This window comes from Brucella tritici (assembly GCF_008932295.1).
In the GTDB taxonomy this organism is placed as follows: Bacteria; Pseudomonadota; Alphaproteobacteria; order Rhizobiales; family Rhizobiaceae; genus Brucella; species Brucella tritici.
The window spans coordinates 39308-57800 of sequence record NZ_WBWA01000025.1 but is presented as its reverse complement, the minus strand read 5'-3'; the positions used below and the strand labels follow the sequence as shown (position 1 = coordinate 57800).

Genomic DNA, 18493 nt, shown 5'->3' with positions numbered 1-18493 from the left:
TTTTGCCGCGCCGCCTGTTCTGGCCCAAACCCCAGCCCAATCAATGGCGCGGGAATGTGTTTCCTTTGGCCTGCCCGGTTCTTGACAGGTACGGACGCGCGGGCTCAAACATGCCTTTCGAACTTTGTAAAGCATATATGGTTGCGAGAGGCAGGCTGTCCATGTCTGATGAAGAAAAGTCCGGGATCGAGCAGACGGCGGCAATGCGTGAGCTTCTTTCCGTCCTCGATCTGGAAACGCTTGAGGTGGACCTGTTCCGCGGCAACAGCCCGCAGGTTGGCTGGCAGCGGGTTTTCGGCGGGCAGGTGATCGGGCAGGCGCTGATCGCTGCGCAGCGCACGATTGAGCCAGAACGGTACGTCCATTCCCTGCATGCCTATTTCGTGCGGCCCGGCGACCCGGCGATCCCGATCGTCTATGAGGTGGATCGTATCCGTGACGGGTCGAGCTTCAGCACACGGCGCGTTCTGGCAAAGCAGCATGGCAAGGCTATTTTCTCCCTTTCCGCCTCGTTTCAGGTGGATGAGGGTGGGCTTGATCACCAGCTTCCCATGCCGGAAGGGTTGCCAATGCCCGAAGAGCTTGTCGGCGATCGTGACATCAAGGAGCAATATCTTCATATGGCGCCGCCTAATGTGCGCAAATACTGGGAGCGGGAACGGCCAATCGAGATCAAGCCTGTCTCACTGACCCATTATTTCTCGCGCGAGAAGCTTGAGCCTGCACAGCATGTCTGGGTCAGGGCGCGCGGCATCGTGCCGGATGATCGGGCGCTACAGGCCGCCATTCTTGCCTATCTCTCCGATATGACCCTGCTTGATACATCCCTGCATCCGCATGGCCGTACAATTTTCGACCGCGACCTGCAGGTTGCGAGCCTCGACCACGCCATGTGGTTTCATCGTCCGTGCAGGCTGGATGACTGGCTGCTCTACACGCAGGATACGCCAAGTGCCTCCGGCGCGCGCGGCTTTAACCGGGGCGCGCTTTATACGCGCGACGGCGTGCTGATTGCATCGGTCGCGCAGGAAGGATTGATCCGCGTCCACGATGAAAAGAAATGATTATTTTTTAATCGCACGTTAGTGCGCCGATTAAAAATAAGGCATTTCGCTGCTGGTTGGCGGAATGCCCATGGTGCAAAACCTGAATCGAATGAATCACTTAAGGTGTCATTCGGTTCAAAATTGCATCATCATCTCGTCAATGGCCCGGAATTTCCGCATCCGGCGCACCGAATATCAGAAAATTTGCAGTTAATTTGCCAGTCGGGGTCAACTGGCACGATTTTTGTTTCTCTCTGTTTGAACCGGTCTTTCCAGCGCAGCCGCGTTTGAAGCCGCCCTTCGACGGAGATATTCGATGCTCATAACAGGAAGAAACAAGCAAACGGCCCTTCTGGCTACCCTGCCTGCGCTCGTCGCCATGGCCGGGACGGCAATGGCACAGGACGCCGCACCGACACCAACCCTCGATACGGGCGATACGGCATGGATGCTGACTTCAACCGCGCTTGTGTTGATGATGACCATACCCGGTCTCGCACTGTTCTATGGCGGCATGGTGCGCAAGAAGAACGTGCTGTCCACGGTAATGCAGAGCTTTGCCATCACCTGCCTCATGTCCATTCTGTGGATGGTTGCAGGCTATTCGCTGGCCTTTACCGACGGTGGATCGCTCAATTCATATATAGGTGGTCTTTCCAAGGCCTTCTTCTCCGGCGTCACGATGGAATCACTAACGGGAACCATCCCCGAATATGTGTTCATCACCTTCCAGATGACTTTCGCCGTCATCACGCCCGCACTCATTGCCGGTTCGTTTGCCGAGCGCATGAAGTTTTCCTCCATGCTGGTCTTCCTGACCCTCTGGCTGTTTATCGTCTACATCCCGGTCGCGCATTGGGTTTGGGGCGGCGGCTTCATGGCGTCGGATGGCGTGCTCGATTTTGCTGGCGGTACAGTTGTTCATATCAATGCTGGCGTTGCCGGTCTGGTTGCAGCTCTCATCATCGGCAAGCGTGACGGATACGGCCACACCAACATGGCGCCGCACAATCTCGTGCTGTCGGTCATTGGCGCTGCCCTTCTGTGGGTTGGCTGGTTCGGCTTCAACGCCGGTTCTGCCGCTGGTGCCAATGCGCTTGCTGGTGTCGCCATGCTCAACACGCAGGTTGCGACCACCGGTGCGGCTCTGGCCTGGATGTTCGTGGAATGGGCGATTGCAGGCAAGCCAAGTGTACTCGGCATCATTTCAGGCGCCGTTGCGGGCCTTGTCGCCGTTACGCCTGCCGCCGGTTTCGTCAACCCTATGGGTGCACTCATCATCGGCATCGTCGCCGGTGTGGTCTGCTACGTGGCGGCCGTGAAGATCAAGCATGCACTCGGTTATGACGATTCGCTCGATGCGTTTGGCGTCCATGGTGTCGGCGGCTTCGTCGGTGCGGTGCTGACCGGTCTCTTCGCCGATGCGGCGATCAACCCGGCCAGCGAAGGTGCAACCATCGGCAAGCAGTTCTTCGGCGCTGCCATCACGATCGTCTATACGGCGATTGCTACCGCGATCATTCTTTACGTGGTCAAGGCTGTCATGGGCCTGCGCCCCAGCAAGCAGGCCGAGATTGAAGGCCTCGACATCGCTTTGCACGGCGAATCCGTTCAATAGAGCGGGATTGTCTCAAGAGGAAAAGGCGCGGGAAACCGCGCCTTTTCCATTTCATCAACGGATTTGTTTGTGACCTTTTGCATGGTTAATGAGGAATTAACCATCCAGCGATTAGGATCGGACCGATTCAATGTGCCCGGAGCATTTCCGTTCAGGGCCCAGCAAATATTTTCGGTTCGGGACAGGCTATATGCGGCAAGGATATTCGCCCTCATACCCGCTGCGTGACGAGCGGATTACGGAAGACAGGCTGAAACTGGCCAATCTCTTCCGCAGGCAGTTCTATATCCTGTTCGGATTGGGCCTTCTGGCGCTCACCGGCATGGCTGTTGGCGCATTGGCGACATGGAATGTTGCCGATCCGAGCTTCAGTCATGCGACCGACAATCCGGTAACGAATGCGCTTGGCTATCCCGGCGCAGTTTTCTCCGACATTGCCATGCAGTTTTTCGGTCTGGCGAGTGTTCCCGCTCTGCTTCCGCTCGCCGTGTGGTCGCTTCTGATGATGACGCGCGGCGGCATCGGACGCATAGCCAAACGCAGTTTCGCATGGCTTGGCGCAGCACTCCTGTTCGCAGCCATCGCCAGTTGCTTCGCCGTACCCGAAAGCTGGCCGATGCCGATCGGTCTCGGTGGCGTCTTCGGTGACATGATTCTGAAGTTTCCGGGCCTTTTCCTCGGCAGTTTCCCGCAAGGAGCCATCGCCTCGGGCATTGCGCTTATCCTTGCAGTCCCGGCTTTCTGGCTCTGCCTTTTCGCCAGCGGCATCATTGGCCGCGGTGCGGGGATCGTCAACCCTGCGCAGCCTTTAGCCCGACGCGGTGCGGAGGACGATGATTTCGCGGCAAATGACGAGGATGATGAAGCATCAGCCGGTGGCGGTTTCCAGCTTATGGGCGCACTCACCCATCTGGCACTGACCACGACCGCGAACTTCAAGCGCCTGACCGGGCTTGGCCGACGTCGCCCGCGTGCGGAAGATTTCGACGATATGCGCGTCGTGCGCCGCAATGCCGAAACACGCAATGCGCCGCGCCGTGAACCCGGTTTCGGTGCGCCTGCCGCTGCCGATGACGAACCGCCTTTCGATATGGACGATATGGATGACGGCGCTCCCCTCGCCGGTCAGGAATGGCACGATGCGCCGCCGCCGCGGAGCCGCAAGGCCCGCGTGGAGCAGGCCGCCCCGTCGCCGAAACCCGGTCCACGCGCCCAGCGCGAGGCACAGCCATCCTTCCTCAAGGACAACGGCGTTTTCGAAATGCCATCACTGCATTTTCTTGCCGAGCCAAAGCTTGTCCAGCGCGATCCTGCGCTTTCCAAGGATGCTCTGGAACAGAACGCCCGTTTGCTGGAAGGTGTTCTGGAAGATTTCGGTGTGCGTGGTGAAATCATCAATGTGAAACCTGGCCCGGTCGTCACGCTTTACGAACTGGAACCTGCGCCGGGTATCAAGTCTTCACGCGTCATCGGCCTTGCCGACGATATCGCCCGCTCGATGAGCGCGATTGCGGCACGCGTGGCCGTCATTCCGGGCCGCAATGCCATCGGCATCGAACTGCCGAACCCGAAGCGTGAAATGGTTTATCTGCGCGAAATGCTGGCAAGCCGCGACTTCGAACAGTCCAAGGCGAAACTGGCGCTTGCGCTCGGCAAGACCATCAATGGTGAGCCGGTGATTGCCGATATCGCGAAGATGCCGCACGTGCTCGTTGCCGGTACGACCGGTTCGGGCAAGTCGGTGGCGATCAACACGATGATCCTGTCGCTGCTCTATCGCATGACGCCGCAGGAATGCCGCCTGATCATGATCGATCCAAAGATGCTGGAACTCTCCGTCTATGACGGTATTCCGCATCTGCTGACGCCCGTTGTGACCGATCCGAAGAAAGCTGTTGTTGCGCTCAAATGGACCGTGCGCGAAATGGAAGACCGCTATCGCAAGATGTCGAAGGTCGGCGTTCGCAATATTGACGGTTTCAATCAGCGCGTCGGCCTTGCGCAGAAGAAGGGCGAGCCGATTGCCCGCACCGTGCAGACCGGCTTCGACCGCAATACCGGCGAGGCGATCTACGAGACGGAAGAACTCGATCTGGAGCCGATGCCGTATATCGTCGTGATTATCGACGAAATGGCTGACCTGATGATGGTCGCTGGCAAGGATATCGAAGGTGCCGTGCAGCGTCTGGCGCAGATGGCCCGTGCGGCGGGAATCCACGTCATCATGGCGACGCAGCGTCCTTCGGTCGATGTCATCACCGGCACGATCAAGGCCAATTTCCCGACCCGTATTTCCTTCCAGGTGACGTCGAAAATCGACAGTCGCACCATTCTGGGCGAGCAGGGTGCCGAGCAGCTTCTCGGTCAGGGCGACATGCTCTTCATGGCTGGCGGCGGTCGTATCCAGCGCGTGCACGGACCATTCGTCGGCGACGACGAGGTGGAACGCATCGTGCAGCATCTGAAGCTTCAGGGCGTGCCGGAATATCTCGACGCCATCACCGAGGATGAAGAAGACGACGAAGGCGGCAGCGGTCCGGCTGGAACCGGCAATCTGGAAGATTCCGACGATCCTTACGATCAGGCCGTTGCCGTGGTGCTGCGTGACAAGAAGGCTTCGACTTCCTACATCCAGCGTCGTCTCGGCATCGGTTATAACCGGGCTGCCTCAATCATCGAACGCATGGAAGAGGAGGGCATTGTCGGCCCGGCCAACCATGCGGGCAAGCGTGAAATTTTGGTTCCGACCGGTGACGATGATTTCTGATGGCCATACTCGCGCCCAACTGGCGGCGTAGTTAAACAGAATGATGAAAAGAGAAAGTTTGTCGATGATGTCCTCCCGTTTCTCCGCCTTTGCGAAAGCTGGTCGCCTTGCAGCCGTGCTGGGAATGGGAGCGCTTGGACTTGGTATGACGTCGATGGTTCTCGCTCCCGTCGCCGCGATGGCACAGGGTGCGGGCGCCGGTGCGGCGGCACAACAGATTGCCGACCATTTTTCATCGGTGCGTACAATGACCGGCGAGTTCGTGCAGTTCGGCCCGAAGGGCGAACAGACGGGCGGCACTTTCTATATCGAGCGTCCGGGCAAGATCCGCTTCAACTACAACAATTCACCGATCCGGGTGATTTCGGATGGCGAATCGGTCGTCATCAACAATCGCAAGCTCGATACATGGGACCTTTATCCGCTTTCGAAAACGCCTTTGAAGCTGTTGCTGGCTGACAGGATTGATCTGGGCGGCGGCCGTCTTCAGAATGTGAAGCAGGAGCCGGACATGACCACGCTGGTGCTAGGCGACAAGTCGATCTTTGGCGATTCGAAAATCACCATGATGTTCGACCCCAAGTCCTACGAGCTGAAGCAGTGGACCATCACCGATGCCCAGAAGCTCGACACCACTGTCATGATCTTCAACCTGCGCAGCGGCGTGCGTTTCACCGACGATATGTTCAAGATCGACTATCAGCGCATCGCCATGAAGCGCAAAGGTCAGTAACTGTCACCTTGCTATGGCAAGCTGTTTGCATTTGTCGGATAAATGATTAGGTTCGCGGCATCTTTTTCGTTGCTGCGAGTCCTATCTTCATGGCTTTTTCTGTTGCTACCTGGAACATCAATTCCGTTCGTCTGCGCATGCCGCTGGTCGAACAGTTTCTGCGCGATTATCAGCCTGATGTTCTGTGTCTTCAGGAAACCAAATGCCCGGACGATCAGTTCCCGTCCAAGGGGTTTCGCGCGCTCGGTTATGAGCACATCGCGATCAGCGGCCAGAAAGGCTATCACGGCGTTGCAACAATATCGCGGCGTCCTCTGACGGGCGTGGAAAAGATCGGTTTCTGCGACATGGGTGATTGCCGCCATCTGAGCGCGGTGGTCGAAGCTGGCGGCAAAAAGCTTCGCATTCATAATTTCTACGTCCCGGCGGGCGGTGATGAGCCGGACCCGGAGATCAATCCGAAGTTTGCTCATAAGCTGGCTTTTCTCGAAGAAATGCGTGCCATTGTCGCTGACCGGCAGGATGGGCATTCATCCGTTCTCGTTGGCGATCTCAATATCGCGCCGCTTGAAAACGACGTCTGGTCGCACAAGCAGCTTCTCAAGATCGTCAGCCATACGCCGATCGAAACTGAAACGCTGGAAGACCTGCGTGTGAAGGGTGGCTGGAGCGACTTGATGCGACAGATCATTCCGTCTGACCAGAAAATTTTCACCTGGTGGAGTTATCGCGCCAAGGATTGGGCCGAATCGGATCGTGGCCGCAGGCTGGACCACGTCTGGGGTTCTGCCGATCTTGAAGGGCATATGCAGGGTCTGCAAATCCTTCGCGACGCACGCGGTTGGGATCGCCCGTCCGATCACGTGCCTGTTATTGCGACATTCGATCTGGATTGATCGCATCGTAAGGCTTATATAGAAGGCAGTTTAACAAGGAGAGAAGAACGATGGATCGGATTGCACTGTTTCAAATGACCAGTGTTTTCAACGTTTCCATGGTTCGCAATGTCTGCTCTTCTTACACTGCAGGATGTTTCCTGCGTTACGGCTGATGGCCGTACTCTCTTCGAATCCATTAATTTCAGCATAGCCGAAGGCCGCATCGGTCTGGTCGGGCGCAATGGCGTGGGTAAATCAACGCTGTTGCGTATGATGAGTGGTGCGCTGCTTCCGACAAGCGGAAATGTGACCGTAAACGGGACCATCGGTGTGTTGCGGCAGAACGTCGGCAGCGATGGTTTTGAGACGCTGGCGGATCTTTTCGATGCGCGCGCAGATTTCGACAGATTGGCACGTGTCGAACAGGGCTTGGCCAGTGATAGCGATCTGGATGAGGCAGACTGGCTTCTGCCGCAGCGTTTTACCGACGCGCTGCAGCAGCTTGGTTTGCCTGATATGGCTCCCGACACCGCCCTTTCAACCTTGAGCGGAGGCCAGCAGACACGCGCGGCGCTTGCAGCTCTCATCTTCCGCAGGCCTGATCTCATTTTATTGGACGAACCGACCAATAATCTCGATCGTGCCGGTCGTTTGGCAGTCGTCGATTTGCTGACCGCCTGGCGCGGTGTAGCCGTGGTGGTCAGCCATGACCGAGAACTGTTGCAGTTCATGGATGCGATAGCTGAATTATCCCCCGACGGGCTGCGGCTCTACGGTGGCAATTGGGATTTCTATCACGGGAAAAAGACCGAGGAGCGTGAGACGGCAGCGCGCGATCTCGCAACGGCGCGGCGCGAAGTCAAACAGGTCGAACACAAGGCCCAGGCTGCCGTTGAAAGGCAGGCGCGCAGCGATGCCCGTGGTCGCAAGTCGCGCGCCGATGCTGGGATGAGCAAGTTATTGCTCGATGCCCGGGAAGATCGAGCGCAACAGTCGAAAGGCCGGGGCGATGCACTGGCGGAACGCCAGTCCAGTCGAGCCAGCGAGCAATTGCGGGAGGCTGAGGCAAAGGTCGAGCGGGTAGGGCCGATGCATTTCGATGTGACTGGTGCGGTTCCGCCTTCCGGTCGCGTCATGCTCGATATGCGAGATGTCTCGGGTGGGCCGCAAGCCGATTATCCGGTAATCCGCGACCTGTCATTGAAGATCGTGGGGGCCGAGCGGGTGGTTGTCACGGGGCCGAACGGGGCAGGCAAGACCAGCCTGTTGCGGCTGATGACAGGGGAGCTTCAACCTGTGGCAGGAACCGTTATGCGTCCGGCGCGTGTGGCGATGTTCGACCAGCAGATGAGCCTGATGGATCGCGGCCAGACGCTTTATGAAAACTATCGACGTCTCAATCCGGGGTCGAACGACAATGATGCGCGCGCTGCGCTGGCGCGTTTTGCGTTTCGCGGCGAGGGAGCTTCACGGCTTGCCGGTAGTCTGAGCGGAGGCGAATTGTTGCGGGCGGCACTTGCCTGTGTCCTAGGTGGAACTGAGCTTCCCGAACTTCTGATCCTTGATGAACCGACCAATCATCTCGACCTCGATTCCATCGAGGCGCTGGAAACCGCTCTCAATGCCTATGAGGGTGCATTGATCGTTGTGAGCCACGATCAGGCTTTCCTCAGTGCTATCGGAATGGAAAGGGTGATTGAGCTCTGAAAAAGGTCAATCGCCATTCAGGCGCGGTGCGACTTTTTCGATTTCGCCGATCAGTTCCAGCAGATTGCGGCTGACATGCGCATGGAGTGCTGCCGCTACTTCCGGGTATTCTTCCAGAATGCGCCGGAAGATTGCGCGGCTGATGCGGATAACCTCGGTTTCCGCTTCGGCGACCGCACCGGTGAGACGCGAGGTCTGTGCGATCAACGCCATTTCGCCAATCATGGCACCGGGACCGACAGGGCGGATCGCAATCCGCCCTTCGTCTTGTTCGTGAAACAGGGTGATGTTGCCCGATACGACGATATAGGCACAGTCGGCGCTTTGCCCTTCGCGGAAAAGCTCTCGCCCGGCTCGAAGCACGAGGCGTTCCGCGCCGAAGGCAAGCAACCGCAGCTGTTCGGGCGTGAAAGACTCGAACAGGCCTACCGTGCCGAGAATACGAATATCGTCATCAAGCGCCATGGATCGTCAATACACCTGCATCGGGCGCTGTCCATCATGGGACAAGCTTGTATCCCCCGCTTTCTGTAACCAGAAGCGTCGCATTCGACGGATCTTTTTCGATTTTCTGGCGCAAACGATAGACGTGGGTTTCCAGCGTATGCGTGGTCACGCCCGAATTGTAGCCCCATACTTCTTCTAGCAGCACATCGCGACCGATAACCTTGTCGCCAGCACGATAGAGATACTTGATGATCGCTGCTTCCTTCTCAGTGAGACGGATCTTGCTGCCCTTCTCATCGATGAGCAGCTTCTGGCCGGGCTTGAACGTATAGGGACCAACGATGAAGGTCGCGTCCTCGCTCTGCTCATGCTGGCGTAGCTGTGCACGCACGCGCGCCAGAAGCACGGCGAATTTGAACGGCTTGGTGACGTAATCATTGGCGCCCGATTCGAGGCCGAGAATCGTATCTGATTCCGTATCGTGACCGGTGAGCATGATGATCGGTGCCTTGAAACCACCCTTGCGCAGCAGCTTCACAGCTTCACGCCCATCCATATCCGGCAAGCCGACATCCATGATCAGGAGATCTACAATGCCGTTTCGCGCAGTCTGAATACCCTTGGTGGCATTGTCTTCCTGCAGAATCTGGAATTCTTCGCACAGCTCCAGCTGTTCGACGAGGATAGAACGGAGATCTTCGTCATCGTCCACAATCAGTATCGTACGGCCTGTCATGCCTGTCCTCGTTACTCTTTGATTTAAATGGCTCTTGGTGTTTTATGACATTTAATGGAGACAAGTTGAAGCGGCGAAACGCGAAACAGGTTTTTGCTCTCGCCGACAACGGTTTTAAACATGCATGACACGGAGGCGGGGGGCTTGGCCAGATACGAAATTAGCCGGGGAATTGGCGTCATTGATGTGCGGGCCAAACCGGGCCACAAGACTCGCGGTTTGCTTGTTGCCGGCAATCTGGTGCTGGAATGCGCTCTTGGCAAGGGGGGAATCACCGCTTTCAAGCGTGAAGGTGACGGAGCAACGCCTCTGGCAACCATGCGGCTGCTCTATGGATACCGGCGCGGCGACAAGGGTGTGCTGCCGTCATCGCGGTTGCCGCTCGGGCGTGTCCGCCGTCTGGATGGCTGGTGTGATGCGCCGTCTGATGCCAATTACAACCGCCCGGTAAGGTTGCCTTATGCGGCGAGCCACGAGGATATGTGGCGGCGAGATGATATTTATGATGTCTGCATTGTGATGGACTGGAACATTGCGCCGCGCCGGCGCGGATGTGGCAGCGCGATCTTCTTTCATCTGGCGCGACCTGGCTATACGCCGACCGAAGGCTGCATAGCATTGAGGCGCGCCGACATGGCGCGCCTCCTGCCTCATCTGACGGACCGGACCATGATCCGTGTCCTGAGATAATCGTCTCAGTGTGCGGCGGCAGCAGCAACGACCCTGACTTCATTTCCCTTGGCATCGTAGAGCTTGCCGTTCAGGAAATAATCTCCGTCATGCAGCTCCGAGATGTTGTGATGGCGGATGATGCGTTCCGTACCTTCCGCGAAGACTGACATCTGGTTGCTGTTGCCGAGCTTGATTTCATTGAACATGAGGTTGAGCGCAATGGCCATCAGCGCTGCCGAACTGATACCGGAATGGAAGATGGTCTCGAACCAGGTCGGAAAGTGGTGATAGAACTGGGGCGCGGCGATCGGGATCATGCCGAAGCCGATCGAAGTTGCCACGATGATGAGATTGATATTGTTCTCATAGTCCACTTTGGCGAGCGTGCGGATGCCGCTTGCAGCCACTGTGCCGAACAGGACGATACCCGCTCCACCCAGAATAGCTGGAGGGACACAAGCAATCACCCGGCCCATCACCGGCAGGAGGCCGAGCGTGATGAGGATCAGTCCGCCGGTTGCCACCACGTAGCGGCTTTTCACACCTGTCACCGCGACAAGTCCGACATTCTGCGCGAAAGCGCTCTGTGTGAAAGACCCGACGATTGGTGACAGGATGCTTGAAAGCATATCCGCGCGCAGGCCATTGGCAAGGCGTCGTGAATCCACTTTCGTACCGAGGATTTCACCGACCGCCAGAATATCGGCAGAAGTCTCGACGAGCGTAACCATGATCACGATGAACATCGAGAGCGTGGCTGCAAGGCTGAACACCGGCATGCCGAAATGGAAAACCTCCGGCAGTGCCACCATCGAACCTTCGCCTACGCGCGAAAAATCGGTCATGCCGAGCGCCCAGGCAATAAAGGTTCCGATGACCATGGCGAGCAGGATCGAAAGCCGGGAAATCGTGGCATTGCCCATTTTGCTGAGAACGAGGACGATAACCAGTGTGAGGCCTGCAAGGCCGATATTGGCCATGCTGCCGAATTCGGGGCTGTTGCTGTCTCCGCCCATCGCCCACCGCGCCGCGACGGGCATCAGCGTCAGGCCGATGGTTGTGATGACGATGCCGGTGACGAGCGGTGGAAAGAAGCGCGTGATGCGCGAGAATATGGGTGTGATGACAAGGCCGATCACGGCTGCTGCGATGACGGCGCCCAGCACAACCTGCAAGCCTGCTTCACCTGTCTGGCTCGACGTGACAATGGCCACCATGGTGGCGACGCCCGAAAAAGAAACGCCCTGAACCAGAGGAAGCTGACAGCCGAAAAAGGGGATGCCGATGGTTTGCAGGACCGTCGCGACGCCGCCGGCAAAAAGCGATGCGGTGATTAACAGGCCGATTTCGGTCGGGCTGAGCCCTGCCGCCTGGCCGATGATCAGTGGAACTGCTACGATGCCACCATACATGGTCAGCACATGCTGAAAGCCATATGCCAGATTGGCAGCTACAGATAGTTTTTCATCTTCGGGACGCGAAAGCGTATCCGCCCCGGACTGGTGCGTATTCAATGATACTCCCTCCCAGCAGGCGCGAACGCATCGCCAGCCTGCTCTCTCCGTTCTCCCTGCGCTGGATCGTCATGGTGCGACGTCTTTCGACACCGAGCCGACGATGAAATGCGCGATGTCTCCTCCAAAGACATGTCGCAGGAGTATAACCGCAGCCGTCCGGATGACTGTGTCTCTTTTGCTTGAAATTGTTTTCGATGCGGGGATGCTAATGTTGAGGGAGTTTTTCAGATGTCTATTGGGCGCGGGCTTCTCTCATTGCATCGCGCAACACCGCAAAAATGTAGGGTTCCAGCGATTGCGCAACGTTGAAGCGGAGAAAGCCGCTCGCTGTGCGTGATGGGCTAAAGACATCGCCCGGTGCCAGAAGCACACCCTTCTCCAGAGCATGCCGGGCAATCTGGCTGGAGTCCAGCCCATCCGGCAATTCCGCCCAAAGGAACATGCCGCCTTGCGGCTCGGTCCACAGCGTGAGGCCTTCCGCTTTCAGGCGATTGGCGGTCAGCGTCATGGCATCGGCCAGTTTGGCGCGCAAGCTGTCGATATGACGGCGATAGGTACCGTCGGTCAGAAGTGCGTGCACGATCTGCGGCGACAATGCATTGCCGCCGAAGCTGGTGGCAAGTTTCAGGTCGGTGAGCCCGTCGATCCAGTCGCGACGCCCGGCAATATAGCCGACGCGGGCAGCAGCGGATAGCGTCTTGGAGAAGCTGCCGATATGTAAGACGCGCTCAAACCCATCGAGTTCGGCAAGTAGTGGCGCGGGCGAGGGGTGGAAATCGCCGAAGATATTGTCCTCAACGAGCGTGACGCCATGCGCTTCGGCAAGCTTCAGCAGGCGGTGAGCGGTGGCTGGCGTCATTGAGCCGCCGGTCGGGTTATGCAGTCCGGCATTGGATATATAGAGTTTCGGCGCGTGTTCGCTGGCCGCTCTCGCAAAAGCCTCGAGGTCCGGGCCGGTATGGGTATAGGGCACGCCGATCAGTTTTACACGGTGCGTCAGAAGTACGGCCTGAAAGTTGAAGTAGCAGGGATCGTCGACCAGAACCGTATCACCCGGCTGCAACAGATAGCGGCAGATCAGGTCGATTGCCTGCGTGCCCGAATCGGCCAGAAGTATTTCTCCGCTCGAAACGTCGATGCCCTGTTCGCCGAGCCGGCGAGCGAGATGATGGCGCAGAGGACGGAAACCGAGCGGTTCGCCATAGGTGGCAAGATTGCTTGTCTCGTCGCGGGCAACCAAGCGCATTGCCCGACGGATCGCTTCCTGCGGTAGCCATTCGTCAGGCAGCCACCCGCATCCCGGTTTGAGAGTGGCGTCATCAGCCTCAAGCGATTGCCGCATGACCCAGAAGGGATCGATCTGGCGTTCCTTATGTGGCGTGTTGGTGGCGAGTGAAAATGGCTGGCGGGCACGTTCCGAAACATAGAAGCCTGCTCCGCGCCGCGACTGGATGATGCCTTCCGCCACCAGCCTGTCATAGGCTTCGACGACGGTGGATTTCGAGACGTTCATCGTTTCGGCGAGGCGTCGGATAGAGGGCAGTCGTGCACCCGGCGCGAGGCTCATCGCGGTAATGCGTCCGCGAATAATGCCCATCACCTTTTCAACGAGTGGGGTCCTGTCGGCGGTGGCGTTTTCATCGTCGCGCTCGATTTCGCCGCTTGCGTAAGCGGCTTCTACAGCTTCAAGGCTGCGCAGCAGGCCCGTCGAGATCATCTGTACTATTCCTTGTACCAGTACAGTTTGTCAGGATTGTCCGGAAACTGTCTCTGATTATTCGGGCAGTTTCGCGGCATTGTCTCACGAATCCTTATACGATTTTAGAGAAAGCCGAAAAGACACAATGCGTGAGAATGTTGGGAATAAGACCGCCGGATGGATCAACGGGTTTTTGGGCGTATTGATTTTTTCCGGCTCGCTGCCGGCAACGCGGCTGGCGGTGATCGATATCGATCCGACCTTCCTGACGATGGCGCGCGCATCGATTGCAGGTGTGCTGGGACTGGCGCTGTTGCTGGCGTTTCGGGAACCTTTTCCCCGCCGTAACGATGCGATCTCGTTGATCGTGGTGGCGCTCGGCGTGGTCGTCGGCTTTCCGCTTCTGACGGGGCTTGCCCTCCAGCACATGACATCTGCCCATGCGATTGTCTTTATAGGACTGCTTCCGCTTGCCACGGCAATCTTCGCTGTCCTGCGCGGTGGAGAGCATCCGCGCCCAATGTTCTGGCTGTTTTCAGTGGTTGGAAGCCTCATCGTCGCTTCCTATGCCTATGGACAGGGAAGCCAATCCACGCTTCTGGGTGACGTGCTGATGCTCGCTGCCGTTATCGTTTGCGGTCTGGGCTATGCGGAAGGCGCGCAACTTTCGCGCAGGCTCGGCGGCTGGCAGGTTATCTGCTGGGCGCTGGTGTTCTCGCTGCCGGTCATGCTGCCGCTGAGTGTCATGACACGCCCGGAGACATGGGCAGGCATCGGTACGCCAGCCTGGATAAGCCTTGGTTACGTCTCACTGTTTTCAATGCTGATCGGCTTTTTCTTCTGGTATCGCGGTCTTGCGCAGGGCGGAGCGGCCACGGTGGGCCAGTTACAGCTTCTCCAGCCCTTCTTTGGCCTTATGCTGGCAGCCGGTATTGCGGGGGAACCCGTCAGTATGGGCATGGTCGCGACGGCAGCGGTGGTCGTCATCTGCGTGGCGGGTGCGAAGCGCTTTGCTTAAATAAACGCCCATACGGTCGTGCGCTTCACTTCCGCGTCTTCAAGGGCGCGGGTGACGGGCACGGTATAGACGGCAAGCTGCTCCAGCCGGTCCTTGGGCAGATAAGCGCGACCCGGATCGCCAACGACGATACGGGCGCCACGTTCGGCAAGTTTTGAAAACCAGGGAATGAGCCGCCCGGCGAGCGGCTTTTCATAAAAGACGTCGCCAGCCAGAACGACGTCCCAGCCATCATCCTTCCCGATAAGGTCATCCAATGAGGGAACAACCGACACACCATTGGCGGATGCATTGATCTCGATGGCCGGAAGCGCGAAGGGGTCGATGTCCGACGCCAGCACGCTTGATGCGCCCGCCTGCATGGCGGCAATGGCGACAAGGCCGGAACCCGATGCGAAATCGAGCACCGTCTTGTCTTTCACTGTTTCGGGGTGATCCAGTATATAGCGGGCGACACCTTGACCACCCGCCCATGCGAAAGCCCAGAAGGGCGGTGGCAGGCCGATTGTGGCGAGCTCTTCCTCTGTCTTATGCCAGAGGTCGTGGGCTTCATCGGCCAGATGCAGACGAATTTCCGGCACGTGTGGCGGCGCTTGCAGACTGGTATTGGCCAGAATGAAATCGCGCGCGCTTTTATGTGCCGGATTGAGCATCAGAGTATGTTTTCCCAAAGCGGGAGCCGTTTTGGGGATACAGACATGCTCATGCCAAAGCGCTCTTTGCGTCCATTCCGCCCATGCGGCAAACTTCGATCCATTCGTCTTCCGTCACCGGCTGAACCGAAAGGCGCATTGAGGTGACGAGCGCCATCTTCTCCAGTTTTGGATTGGCTTTCACATCTTTCAGTGTGACCGGCTTCGGCATGTCGCGCACAGCTCTGATATCCACGCATTCCCAGCGCGGATCGTCCGTCGTGCTATCATGATGCGCCAGCGCACAGACCTCAACGATGCCGACGACTTCCAGCCCTTCATTGGAATGGTAGAAGAAGCCTTTGTCGCCCAGTTTCATGGCACGCATGTTGTTGCGCGCCAGATAATTGCGCACACCGTCCCACTGCTCGCCTTTTTCGCCACGGGCTTTCTGCATTTCCCATGACCATTTGAACGGTTCGGATTTGAACAGCCAGTAAGCCATCAGTCATGAGCCTCAAGCGTTGGCGGGATTGTTGATCGCCCAGTTCCACGGACGCACAGTCACGCTCTCGAACAGGCCTGCCAATGCATAGGGATCATTGGCAGCGATCTTTTCCGCTGCGACCTTGTCGGCAGCTTCCACAACGACCAGACTGCCGTTCGGCTTGCCATCTTCACCGAGGAAAGGGCCTGCAAACTTCAGCCCGTCACCAAGACCCTTGAGATAGTCGAGATGTGCAGGGCGCGTATCGAGGCGCACTTGCAGATGGTCCGGCTTGTCGTTGCACAGAAGAGCAAAAAGCATTGTCAATTATCCTTTCCATTCGAGCATGATCTTGTCCGAAAACCGGTTCCCACTTTTCGGGATCACACTCTAATCCTCGGTTTTGAGTGGTCGGTTGAGCAGAGCCGTCACGGCTTCGTCAATGGTGATGGTGCCGTCAAGCAGCGCACCCGTCGCATCAATGATGGGTGCGGAGATGGAGTGTTTGCGGCATAATTCGGCGGCAATCGGCGCGGTCGCCACACCTTCGGCCAGCGGGCGATTGGTCAGATCCTCACCGCGTCCGAGTGCCAGCCCGTAGGAGTAATTGCGCGACTGCGACGAAGAACAGGTCAGCATCAGATCGCCGAGGCCGGAAAGACCCATGATGGTTTCGGGTCTTGCGCCCATGGCCTGTCCGATGCGGCGCAGCTCCGCAAACCCGCGGGTGACGAGAGCAGCCTGCGCGCTTGCGCCGAAACCGCGCCCGACGGCAGCACCGGCGGCAATGGCGAGAACATTTTTCAGGGCACCGCCGATTTCGACCCCTTTAAGGTCGGTTGTCGAATAGCAGCGGAAGGCTGGGCCGGACAGAAGTGCTGCGAGCTGATCTGCGGTTACAGGGGCTTCGCAGGCAATAGTCACGGCGGTTGGAAGCCCTCGGGCAACATCTGTTGCAAAGCTTGGACCGGATAATGCAGCGATCCGGTGGTTCGGCAGAACCTCGGCTACGACTTCCGACATCAATCGTCCGGTGCTGCGTTCGATCCCTTTCGCGCAGAGTACGACAGGTGCGGTTTGCGGAATAAGGCTGCTCAGTTGCGAAAGCCCGGCACGCATTGCCTGTGCGGGAATGACGGCCAGAACGGCATCCGCATGCTCGACTACGGCGACCGCGTCTGTGCTTGCATTAATGGCGGCGGGAAGCTCGATTTCGCCCAGATAGCGCGGATTGCGGTGTGTCCGATTGATGGCTTCGACCATCGCCTCGTCGCGGGCATATAGCCATGTATCGTGGCCGCTGCTGCATGCCATGGCCGCAAGGGCGGTGCCCCAGGCGCCGCCACCCAGAATGGCAATCTTGCTACTCTTTTCGTTCAGGCCCCGACCGCTCATGCCCCGACCACTCATGCCTTGGCTCCACGTCGTCCGGTTCCGATCAGCGGAGCCGATTTTTCGTCGAGCGGCCAGCGCGAGCGCGGTGCAAGATCAAGCCTATCGGGAGCCTCGGTCGCTGCGCGTTCGGCGCCGGCCCAGGCAATCATCGCGGCATTGTCGGTGCACAGATCGAGCGGCGGAGCGATGAAGCTGAAACCGTATCGGGCGCAAAGGGTTTCGAGCGCTGCGCGCAAGGTCTTGTTGGCCGCGACCCCGCCAGCAACAACAAGCGCCGGTGTTTCGCAATCGGGAAATTCGTTTCTGAAACGTTCAAGTGACCGGCCCACCCGATCGGACAGCGTGTCGGCGACTGCGGCCTGGAAAGAGGCACAGATATCGGCCACGTCCCGATCCGACAATGGAACCAGTTCTGTTGCGGTCTGGCGCACTGCCGTCTTGAGGCCCGAAAAGGAAAAATCGAGCCGTGCTTCGCCTTTCAACGGTCGTGGCAGTGCGAATCGCTTCGGATCGCCCTGAAGCGCCATGCGTTCAACCGCCGGGCCACCCGGATAAGGCAGACCGAGAAGCTTTGCCGTCTTGTCGAAGGCTTCGCCGAGTGCATCATCAATTGTAGTGCCAAGGCGTTCGTAATCGCCAATACCGCGCACCAGCACCATCTGCGTATGACCACCGGAAACGAGCAGCAACAGATAGGGAAATGGCAGGCCGTCTGTGAGACGTGCTGTCAATGCGTGGCCTTCCAGATGGTTGACAGCATAAAATGGCTTCTGTGCAGCCATGGCCAGCGCTTTGGCAGTCATCAGCCCGACGATCAGTCCGCCGATCAGTCCTGGCCCAGCCGTGGCTGCTACTGCATCGACATCGGCAAGCTTCATGTCAGCATCGTCCAGTGCGCGGGCAACCAGCCGGTCCAGCGCTTCGACATGGGCGCGTGCGGCGATCTCCGGCACCACACCGCCATAGGGTTCGTGCTCGGCGATCTGGCTTAAAACCACATTGGACAGAATCCGTCCTTCGCCCTTCGCGTCGCGTTCGACGATTGCGGCGGCTGTTTCGTCGCAACTTGTTTCTATTCCAAGAATGCGCATTTGCGGTTAGACCCTGCCTGTCTCATAATTCATTGAAAAATCCGGTACCA

Annotated in this window: 17 protein-coding genes; 8 read left to right on the top strand and 9 right to left on the bottom strand. The window is 58.1% G+C overall.

The genetic code is table 11. The features are described 5' to 3' along the window. The first annotated feature begins 161 nt into the window (after window positions 1–161). The 6 genes from tesB (at window position 162) to F9K91_RS20335 (ending at window position 8749) form a co-directional block, all read left to right on the top strand. A complete protein-coding gene (gene tesB / locus F9K91_RS20365) occupies window positions 162–1064 on the top strand; it encodes an acyl-CoA thioesterase II (protein WP_208852715.1) in 903 nt (300 codons plus the stop codon). Between the two features lie 298 nt (window positions 1065–1362). Continuing rightward, on the top strand, window positions 1363–2664 hold the full coding sequence (locus F9K91_RS20355; protein ID WP_151678591.1) for an ammonium transporter: 1302 nt from the start codon (window positions 1363–1365) through the stop codon (window positions 2662–2664). A gap of 190 nt (window positions 2665–2854) precedes the next feature. Beyond that, on the top strand, window positions 2855–5431 hold the full coding sequence (locus F9K91_RS20350) for a DNA translocase FtsK (RefSeq protein ID WP_151555379.1): 2577 nt from the start codon (window positions 2855–2857) through the stop codon (window positions 5429–5431). Between the two features lie 64 nt (window positions 5432–5495). Beyond that, window positions 5496–6164: an outer membrane lipoprotein carrier protein LolA gene (locus F9K91_RS20345; RefSeq protein ID WP_192799230.1), complete on the top strand. Its 669-nt coding sequence runs from the start codon at window positions 5496–5498 to the stop codon at window positions 6162–6164. A gap of 89 nt (window positions 6165–6253) precedes the next feature. Continuing rightward, window positions 6254–7060 (top strand): exodeoxyribonuclease III, encoded by an 807-nt coding sequence (xth, locus tag F9K91_RS20340; RefSeq protein ID WP_151555377.1) that lies wholly within the window; start codon window positions 6254–6256, stop codon window positions 7058–7060. Window positions 7061–7168: 108 nt separating this feature from the next. Continuing rightward, window positions 7169–8749 (top strand): ABC-F family ATP-binding cassette domain-containing protein, encoded by a 1581-nt coding sequence (locus F9K91_RS20335; protein ID WP_151555376.1) that lies wholly within the window; start codon window positions 7169–7171, stop codon window positions 8747–8749. Between the two features lie 6 nt (window positions 8750–8755). Here F9K91_RS20335 and F9K91_RS20330 read toward each other — a convergent pair whose 3' ends face one another. Both F9K91_RS20330 and F9K91_RS20325 read right to left on the bottom strand, forming a co-directional pair. Beyond that, a complete protein-coding gene (locus F9K91_RS20330) occupies window positions 8756–9214 on the bottom strand; it encodes a cyclic nucleotide-binding domain-containing protein (RefSeq protein WP_010657562.1) in 459 nt (152 codons plus the stop codon). A 34-nt stretch (window positions 9215–9248) separates the two neighbouring features. Then, window positions 9249–9932 (bottom strand): response regulator transcription factor, encoded by a 684-nt coding sequence (locus F9K91_RS20325; RefSeq protein WP_109988596.1) that lies wholly within the window; start codon window positions 9930–9932, stop codon window positions 9249–9251. 144 nt (window positions 9933–10076) lie between these two features. On the opposite strand from F9K91_RS20325, the gene F9K91_RS20320 reads away from it, so the two are divergent. Continuing rightward, on the top strand, window positions 10077–10622 hold the full coding sequence (locus F9K91_RS20320) for a L,D-transpeptidase family protein (RefSeq protein ID WP_151555375.1): 546 nt from the start codon (window positions 10077–10079) through the stop codon (window positions 10620–10622). A 5-nt stretch (window positions 10623–10627) separates the two neighbouring features. Here the strand turns inward: F9K91_RS20320 and F9K91_RS20315 are convergent, their stop codons facing one another. Together F9K91_RS20315 and F9K91_RS20310 are read right to left on the bottom strand one after the other, a co-directional pair. Then, complete coding sequence (locus F9K91_RS20315; protein ID WP_151678590.1) at window positions 10628–12118, bottom strand: nucleobase:cation symporter-2 family protein; 1491 nt, start codon at window positions 12116–12118, stop codon at window positions 10628–10630. 235 nt (window positions 12119–12353) lie between these two features. Continuing rightward, window positions 12354–13838, bottom strand: coding sequence for an aminotransferase-like domain-containing protein (locus F9K91_RS20310; RefSeq protein WP_151555373.1), 1485 nt, complete (start codon window positions 13836–13838; stop codon window positions 12354–12356). Window positions 13839–13965: 127 nt separating this feature from the next. On the opposite strand from F9K91_RS20310, the gene F9K91_RS20305 reads away from it, so the two are divergent. Further along, window positions 13966–14838 carry a DMT family transporter gene (locus F9K91_RS20305; protein WP_151555372.1) on the top strand — a complete coding sequence of 291 codons (873 nt, stop codon included), beginning with the start codon at window positions 13966–13968 and terminating at the stop codon, window positions 14836–14838. On the opposite strand, the gene F9K91_RS20300 is transcribed toward F9K91_RS20305, so the two are convergent. The 5 genes from F9K91_RS20300 to tsaD form a co-directional block, all read right to left on the bottom strand. Beyond that, on the bottom strand, window positions 14835–15491 hold the full coding sequence (locus F9K91_RS20300; protein ID WP_151555371.1) for a class I SAM-dependent methyltransferase: 657 nt from the start codon (window positions 15489–15491) through the stop codon (window positions 14835–14837). The two genes, F9K91_RS20305 and F9K91_RS20300, sit on opposite strands and share 4 nt — an antisense overlap. Before the next feature lie 49 nt (window positions 15492–15540). Continuing rightward, window positions 15541–15975, bottom strand: a complete 435-nt coding sequence (locus tag F9K91_RS20295; RefSeq protein ID WP_061344506.1) for an EVE domain-containing protein — start codon at window positions 15973–15975, stop codon at window positions 15541–15543. Window positions 15976–15987: 12 nt separating this feature from the next. After that, complete coding sequence (locus tag F9K91_RS20290) at window positions 15988–16278, bottom strand: YciI-like protein (RefSeq protein ID WP_151555370.1); 291 nt, start codon at window positions 16276–16278, stop codon at window positions 15988–15990. A gap of 69 nt (window positions 16279–16347) precedes the next feature. Next, window positions 16348–17367 (bottom strand): NAD(P)H-dependent glycerol-3-phosphate dehydrogenase, encoded by a 1020-nt coding sequence (locus F9K91_RS20285; protein ID WP_151678589.1) that lies wholly within the window; start codon window positions 17365–17367, stop codon window positions 16348–16350. Further along, window positions 17364–18443, bottom strand: a complete 1080-nt coding sequence (gene tsaD, locus F9K91_RS20280) for a tRNA (adenosine(37)-N6)-threonylcarbamoyltransferase complex transferase subunit TsaD (RefSeq protein WP_151555368.1) — start codon at window positions 18441–18443, stop codon at window positions 17364–17366. Before tsaD ends, F9K91_RS20285 begins: the two co-directional genes overlap by 4 nt. Between the last annotated feature and the right edge of the window lie 50 nt (window positions 18444–18493).